The organism is Trichococcus pasteurii (genome assembly GCF_900112935.1).
In the GTDB taxonomy this organism is placed as follows: domain Bacteria; phylum Bacillota; class Bacilli; order Lactobacillales; family Aerococcaceae; genus Trichococcus; species Trichococcus pasteurii.
Map to the genome: position 1 here is coordinate 148,429 of NZ_FONM01000005.1, position 7,568 is coordinate 155,996.

General features: G+C 50.9%; 7 protein-coding genes and 1 pseudogene. 4 read left to right on the forward strand and 4 right to left on the reverse strand.

The genetic code is table 11. The features are described from left to right. Nucleotides 1-47 precede the first annotated feature (47 nt). Nucleotides 48-2,621 (reverse strand): vitamin B12-dependent ribonucleotide reductase, encoded by a 2,574-nt coding sequence (locus BM184_RS06740; protein WP_086943107.1) that lies wholly within the window; start codon nucleotides 2,619-2,621, stop codon nucleotides 48-50. Nucleotides 2,622-2,905: 284 nt separating this feature from the next. Between BM184_RS06740 and BM184_RS06745 the strand changes: the two genes are divergently transcribed. Genes BM184_RS06745 through BM184_RS06755 form a run of 3 tightly spaced genes read left to right on the forward strand, consistent with a single transcriptional unit; the run spans nucleotide 2,906 to nucleotide 4,681 of the window. Next, nucleotides 2,906-3,727: an NAD-dependent protein deacylase gene (locus BM184_RS06745; RefSeq protein ID WP_086943106.1), complete on the forward strand. Its 822-nt coding sequence runs from the start codon at nucleotides 2,906-2,908 to the stop codon at nucleotides 3,725-3,727. A gap of 49 nt (nucleotides 3,728-3,776) precedes the next feature. Continuing rightward, the gene (locus BM184_RS06750; RefSeq protein ID WP_086943105.1) at nucleotides 3,777-4,292 is read left to right on the forward strand and encodes a Panacea domain-containing protein; all 516 of its coding nucleotides are present in this window, start codon (nucleotides 3,777-3,779) and stop codon (nucleotides 4,290-4,292) included. Beyond that, complete coding sequence (locus BM184_RS06755; RefSeq protein WP_086943104.1) at nucleotides 4,289-4,681, forward strand: hypothetical protein; 393 nt, start codon at nucleotides 4,289-4,291, stop codon at nucleotides 4,679-4,681. Before BM184_RS06750 ends, BM184_RS06755 begins: the two co-directional genes overlap by 4 nt. Nucleotides 4,682-4,828: 147 nt before the next feature. On the opposite strand, the gene BM184_RS06760 is transcribed toward BM184_RS06755, so the two are convergent. From BM184_RS06760 to BM184_RS06770, 3 genes are read right to left on the reverse strand one after another with little or no spacing between them, the layout of a single operon-like run. Beyond that, complete coding sequence (locus tag BM184_RS06760) at nucleotides 4,829-5,242, reverse strand: hypothetical protein (RefSeq protein WP_086628536.1); 414 nt, start codon at nucleotides 5,240-5,242, stop codon at nucleotides 4,829-4,831. Between the two features lie 43 nt (nucleotides 5,243-5,285). After that, complete coding sequence (locus tag BM184_RS06765) at nucleotides 5,286-6,203, reverse strand: hypothetical protein (RefSeq protein ID WP_086943103.1); 918 nt, start codon at nucleotides 6,201-6,203, stop codon at nucleotides 5,286-5,288. Continuing rightward, a complete protein-coding gene (locus BM184_RS06770) occupies nucleotides 6,203-6,886 on the reverse strand; it encodes a class D sortase (protein WP_177208573.1) in 684 nt (227 codons plus the stop codon). Before BM184_RS06770 ends, BM184_RS06765 begins: the two co-directional genes overlap by 1 nt. Before the next feature lie 434 nt (nucleotides 6,887-7,320). Here BM184_RS06770 and BM184_RS06775 point away from each other — a divergent pair. After that, nucleotides 7,321-7,568, forward strand: a pseudogene (locus BM184_RS06775) (IS4 family transposase); the annotation flags it as partial.

The following is a 7,568-nucleotide window of genomic DNA, read 5'->3' on the forward strand; positions in this document are numbered from 1 at the left end:
GCGCAGCTCATCCAAATCGGGTGGCCTCGCTCGGTTTTTTTATGTGATTACAATCCGCATTTCAGTTGCGCGCCGCAGTTCGTGCACGTGTTGCAGCCGCCAAGATCTTCGACCGTACCTTGTCGGCAGATCGGGCAAGTGTCGCCGATTTCGTTGCCGATCGTGACATCGGTTGAGGCGAGGTTGGCTATCGAATCAACCAGGAAAGTTTTGTCCTTGTTGATTTTGATGTGCTCTTTCTCTTCCTCAAGCTTGGCTTCCTCGTCCCAAACGTTCTCTTCGGCTTTCAGTGTCAGCACCTGCGAATCGCGGCTGCCATCCACGTAGACGGTACCGCCCTTGGCCCCGCCCAGATAGAGGCGCTCGTAGATCTTTTCGACCTGATCGACGGTGTAGCCTTTCGGTGCGTTCACCGTTTTTGAGATGGAACTGTCGACCCAGCGTTGGATCGTCGTCTGCACATCGACGTGCTCTTCAGGGGAAAGCGTCATGGCTGCCACGAAATAATCCGGCAATTGGTTCGGATCGGCACCCGGGTGACGATCCAAGTATTCCTGGACGATTTCCGCCTTCACTTCGATGAATTTGCCGAGACGGCCGCTTCGGTAATAAGTGAACGAGAAGTATGGCTCCAAGCCGGTGGAAACGCCGGCCATCGTGCCTGTCGATCCGGTAGGTGCCACCGTCAACAGATGCGAGTTGCGGATGCCGTATTTCAGGACGCCTTCGCGGACATGCTCCGGCATTTTTTTCATGTAGCCGGTGTTGATGAAACACTCGCGAAGGATCTGCGTTTCTTTGCCGGTCTGTCCGACCAAGAACGGGAAGCTGCCGCGCGCTTTCGCCAACTCGATGCTTTCCTCATAGGCCGCCACAGCGATTGTTTCGAAAACTTGATCGATCAGCTGCAGGCTTTCCAGTGAACCGTAACGGATGCCGCAATAGATCAGCATATCCGCCAAGCCCATGATCCCCAAGCCGACCCGGCGTTCGCCGAGCGCTTGTTTTTTGTTTTCCTCCAGGAAGTAAGGAGTGGAGTCGATGACATTGTCCTGCATATGGACGCCGGTGCGGACAGTCTGTTCCAATTTGGCAAAGTCGACCATCTGCAGGTCCTTGTTGACCATTTCGGCCAAGTTGACGGCGGCCAGATTGCAGACGGAATAGGCTGCCAATGGCTGTTCGCCGCAAGGATTGGTCGCGACTACTTTTTGACCGTAGGCGATCGCATTCGTCATCTTGTTCGCATTGTCGATGAAGAAGATGCCCGGCTCAGCCGCGTAAGTGGCGCAGACGTTGATCAGCCGCCACAATTCGCGCGCGTTGACGGTCCGGTAGGTGCGGACGGCATTGCCTGCAGCTTCCCAATCGCGGACATCACCGCAGTTGGTCCATTCGGCATCGTAGTGCGCCATCGCGTCCGCGTCATAATGTTCGACATCCGGGAATCGCAGGGCATATGCTTCATCCCTCATCACGGCGTCCATGAAGTCGTCGGTGATGCAGACGGAAATGTTGGCGCCGGTCAGGAACTCAGGGTTGTTGACGGTGTAGGTGCCGCCATCGCGCAGTTTTTTCTCGGCTTCATGGATGACCGATGCGTCAAAACCGCCATGCCCGGGAATGTGCTTGTAGTTGACGATGCCTGTATACATATTGATGTCCCTAGGCGAAAAAGGCGTGAAATGCAGCTTTTCCTTCGCCAGCATGCGGATCTGCTCATCCTCGAAATTTTCGATGATGTAGCGCAGGATGCGCGGGTTCTGCATCTTCGAAATGATGAATTCGAAGATATCCGGATGCCAGTCGGCCAACATGATCATCTGGGCGCCACGACGCGAACCGCCTTGTTCAACCAGATGTGTCAGCTTGGCGATGTCGTCCATCCAGGAAACAGAGCCGGAAGAGCGTCCATTGACGCCTTTCACTATTGTGTGGCGCGGACGCAACGTCGAACCGTTCGAACCGACGCCGCCGCCACGGCTCATGATTTCCATGACTTTTTTGCGGTGATCGGAAATGCCGCCGCGCGAGTCGGGCACGAAAGGCATGACGTAACAGTTGAAATAGGTGACATCGGTACCGGAGCCGGCGCCGTAGAGCACGCGCCCGGCCGGGATGAAGTTCAAGGCTTTCTGTTCTTCGTAGAACTTCAGGAACGCTTCATGGCGCAGTTCCGGCGTGATTTCGACCTCGGCCAGGCCATGCGCGTTGCGCATCGCGATCTGCTCGTAGAAAAGCTCCAGCGGTTTGTCCAACGTCAGGATCCGGCGCGTCACGATGCCGCCTTCCTCGACTTCGAAATCGTCGATATTGTGCTGGTATTCCTCGGAAACCTTGATGCGGACAGTCTGATCCTTATGGTTGATGGAAAGGACGGTGCCGGTTCCACGGGCCGGATATTTCGGATCCTCCTTGACCGTCAAAATCACCAAATCCCCTTCGGACAAGGTTTCTTTGGTGGCATCCTTGTAGGAATAGCGATCCAGCATGACGAGGCGGGACACGCCTTCATACGTGACATGCATATCTTCCGTGATCGGAAACACATGCGGGAACCGCTCGATGTCCTTGTTCAATTTTTCGAATCCTGCTTTAAATGTGGTCTTTGTTGCATCCACAGTAATCACTCCCTTATTTATGGCGAAAACACTAGATGTTGTGCTGTATTTTTGTTTCTCATACCATATATGTTAATTCTGTTCACCGGATAAATCAAGGGGAACAGCCGGGACGTTGTATTTTGGAAATGGATGAAAACGTTGTTTGGATGGATGGGGATGCGTTTGTAATAATATATCGGCCAATAAGAAGAGGATGCTGTTGGGCGGGAAGGGTTTGTCGGCGATTACGTAAAGAATGCATGCCGAACAGCCGAGACAGGGCGTAACCGTCCCCGCAGGTAATGCGAAATAGTACCCGTTCAGCCCTCCCGAAAGTTATAATAAAAGCAGAAAGAACAACAACAGAAAGGAGCCCGAGCATGAACGATAAAGAACGCTTCGCGGATATGATCCGCAAATCCCAGCGCATCGTCGCCTTCACTGGGGCGGGCATCAGCACGGAGAGTGGAATCCCGGATTTCCGTTCGGCGGGCGGGCTGTTCGACAGATTGAGCGGCCGCCATTTCAGCGGCGAAGAGACGCTCAGCATCGGTTTCCTGGAGACGTATCCCAAACTATTCTTCCGCAATTATGCGGAGCACTTCGACTTTTCGCAGGCGCTCCCGAACGCCGGGCACCGCTTCTTTGCGGCGCTCGAGCAGACGGGCAAAGAAGTCACCGTCGTCACGCAGAACATCGACAATCTGCACCAATCCGCCGGCAGCAGTGACGTTATCGAGCTCCGCGGCAACGGGACGAGATGGCGGACGTTCGAAACGGCCGAACCCGCCGACACCTCCCAAATCAGGTTGGACGCAGAGGGCATCCAGCGCGATCCCCAAGGCCGGATGGTGCGTCCCGATATCGTCCTCTACGGCGAAATGCTCAATGAGGAGGCGATGGAGCGCGCAACTGCGGCGATCGGCGCAGCTGACATGCTTGTCGTCATCGGCACATCGCTGGCCGTCTACCCGGCCGCGAGCTTCGTCCATTATTTCAATGGCCCTTACGCCGTCCTGCTGAACCGGACGCCCGTGCCGCAGTCGCTGTCCTTCCAGTTGGCCGTCCAGACCGATGCGGGCGCCTTTTTGGCGGAAGTCTGGCAAGAATTTTTTGAGAAATGAATAAAAGGGTGCTGAAACAAAAAGGGAATTCAGGAAAGGGGAAATCGTTATGCCGAAGCTGATTCAGCTGGCGAAGTATTTGGTCTATTCCTACGAAAACCATACGGCAGCCCGGTTCGGCGACAATGAGCTGAAGCTGCAGGCGATGCTTTATTTCGCGCAGCGGGAATGTCTGGCTATGGTAGGGGAGCCGCTATTCGAGGAAAGCTTTGAAGGCTGGGAAGAGGGACCGGTGCTGCCGGAACTGCATTTCTTCTTCGAGGAAGGCTACGATCCCTTCGAACCATTGGAGATGAAAAAGTTGACGGAGCGCGAACAATTCATCCTGGACCGTATTGTTTTTGCCTACGGACAGTACGAAGGCTGGTATCTTGCGGATTTGGCGCGCCACGAAGCATCCTGGCGCAACAGCAGACCAATCCCAGCGGCAGAAGCAACCGGACCCAAACTGTTGGATCTTGTAGATATCCGCGCGGATGCAAAAAAAGTGCGGATCTATGATTCATTGTTTGATGTTTATCTGGATGAACTGGAGGAATTCGAAGGGGAGGTGCTGGAACCATGAACGAAACGCGAGCCTACATCGGTGCCATCGTGAAGACCCGTTTTGCCTATCATGATCTCGAAACGGATAAAATCGCCTTCAAATCGCGCCCGTTCCTGATCATCGGTGCGGAATACGATAAAGTCCCGTGCGATTTCACTGCCTTTCCGATTTCGAAAGTATCCGCCAGCCAGAACATCGATCCCGTCCACGACATCAAAGTCGAAAAGCAGCGCTACCCCAAACTGAGCCTGAATGCGGAAGTTTCCTACATCCGTGTCCATAAAATCCAGACTATCCACAGCTCGCAGCTTGCGATCGGAGTACTGTCCTCATTGAGTGAGACCTACCCGGATCTCTATGCGGAGGTGAAGGCAGCTTACCGGGATTTTTCCAGTGGGCTATTCTGACCGCGCGGAGCTGCGACCCTGGCCTGGACCATACCGCGAAAAAAAACACCCCTGCATAGCGGCGGTCCATGATGGAGCCTCCGTTCTATGCGGGGGTGTTTCACAAGCGTTTATGCAAACTCGGCGAAGTGCGTTTAAGCTGCTAGTCTATTTTACGCCATTTCCCTTTGTCGGGAAAGCAGCGACAACAGTGCCTTCTGCATCACTGAACACGACCTTTTTTGAAGTAACAGTAACTGTAATATCCAATACAGCAGTAGTTGCAGTAAGCTCAGCCAAGATGGCTTGTTTATCAGCTTTCGTAAGTTGATTCATGCTTTTCGCTCCACGTGCATTCACGATAGCTTGTGCATTATTTATGTGGACAATGATTTGATCCGCTTCTTCAGCAGTCACCTCATTGGACCTTAAATAATTTTTTGCTTGCTGCACATAATTGGATGGTAAGTTGGTGGCTACCAAAGTTTTGATGATATCATTTTCAGTTGCAGCAGCAACATTTGCTTGCGCTCCGAAGAACAACACGAATACAAACAAAAGAGATACAATAACTTTTTTCATCTATTTTCACCTCCTTTCAATACATCGGTCTCCCGATGATGAATCAGTATTGTTCCATTTCGGTCGCATAGTCGCGATTTTGCCAGTAGGCCGCTTGCTTGGCTTTGCTGATTAGATTGTAGCCAACAAGGCAGGCTGTCCCCAAAAAGAAGACCATTGCCCCGGCGACCAACAAAAGTGTAGTGTAATGCATAGCCAACGTGCGCAGGGCGGTGTTTATATAATCCGTTGAAACAGTTATGCGCTGCGGGATCTTAAGACTCAATGCCACGATTGCCGGGATGATGACGAAGGCCGATCCGGAAACTAAGCCGCTGCCGATCCAAATCAGGGAGCGGTGAGGCAGTCTCCTGCTCAAACCGACGAGTGCCACCGCGATCAAAAAGAAGGTCAACGGCACGAGATAGAAATAAGCAAGAACGGTTTGCAGCATTTTCCGGAAGGTCTGGAATTGCGGGAAAGAAATGACGTTATCCAGATTGAACAGCATTGTGTGGCTACCGACAATGGCTGTGGCTTCATCAATGACAGCAACAGTCTGCGCTTGCAAGCTATCATCGAACGGCTGGTTGTGGCCTGCGGCATAATTCTCAACATAAGCCGTCACGGGTTCCTCGAATAGGCTGCGAGCGGTCGTCGTTGCGTAAGTTGCGTCGGGGTCAATCAGATAGTTGAGCACTTGTTCATTGTTCGTGCGGGCAAGCTGTTGCAGGCCATGTTGGTCCATCGCGGCTTCCACGAAGATTTCCTCAGGTATGGATGTTTCCAAGCTCAACGTCTTGAATTTAGCGGACAGGCTTTCCTCTATTTGAGTGTAGTAGGAGCTGTCTTCCAACTGCTGATTGAGGTCGCTTGCGTTCATCAGGATTTGCTTCATGAAGATGACTCCGATCAAGGCAACCACCACAAACATCAGGAGAAAGCTGAGGATCACTCTGCCGATTTTTTTTATGTTTCGCATCACGAGGCTCCTTGAAAATTGATTTCCGACAGTGGCTTACCTTCGATCAATTTTGCGGTCACGACATATCTGTCAGGTGTGTTGCCGATGTAGTCGAAAGGATAATAAGTGTACAAAGTTAAAATTTGCTCTTCGGAAGGTGCCAGAATACTGTCGTCGGTATTGCTCTTGATTTCGATGTTGCTGATTTCATACACGTAGGTTCCATAGCTCAACTCCAAGCGGATCTCATCACCGATCTGCGCTTCATCCAGCGTCTTGAAGACTGAATTGGTGTGCCCGGTGATGACGGTGTTTCCGATATCCCCCGGAAAGACGGAACCATAATATTGGCCGGCACCATCTAACAATTGGGTTGCATCGTCGCCGACAAAAACAGGCGAGACGATGCCTGCCGCATCCACGCTCAACGTCCCGTATTCCTCCCCATATTTCGGAAAAGAGAGTTGGGTCGTTGCGGCTGTCTTCTCCACAACCGTGCTGCTATCGTTTAGATTCGTCTGAGCGATAGCGACTTCTTGTGGGAAAAACATCCGTGATATGTAAAAAGCGTAGGAGACATTATCAAAAAAAGCCAAGGAAAGCAGTGTAATGCCGGATACGAATAGCAGTACCGGGATGCCAATCAGCTTAGCGATTCTCCGCCGCGTTGCCCGATTTTTTTGATTTATTTTTTTTTCCATCATTCCACTCCATTCATTAAATGATTTCTCGCTATTTGTTTTTTGTTGAAAAATACAAGGAAACAGAAAACGACGGTTTACTTTCGAATGTCATTACATTATTCCATGGGCAGCATGATTCCCAACGCTTATAGTCGTATAGGACTATAAACGACTTCTAGTTTGGCGATGATATCTTCATTGATGTCGCTATGGAGTTCGGCGACGGCGCGAAATAATCCTGATTGGTGTATCTTTTCAATAAACAAAAGGCCGGCACCCCCATTTCGGGCAATGTCATTAACTTAAGCGATTTGACAACTGTAAAAAAGCGAGAATGCATTCAAAATTATGCATTCTCGCTTTTTTTATGATGATATTATTCCTCCTCTTTATATTTCCCGTTATACTTAATGTAAAGAGGATGGTTCATTTATCAAAAGGAGGGTTAAAAAATGACGGTCCAACTGACGGTATTTCAGGAATATATTGAAGAAGCCCAAACGATTTATCTGGAAGATATCCGCGAAGGGAACCCACAAGCTTTTACCCGAAAAAGGAAAACGACCCCGCTCACATTGATGCTTCAAATGTTTGCGCAAAAGGGGAACTCCCAATTTTGTGAACTATTAAATTTCTACGATAATCAGAGGAAACCGCTCGACATTTCGACAGTCGCTTTTTATAAGGCCCGAATGAACTA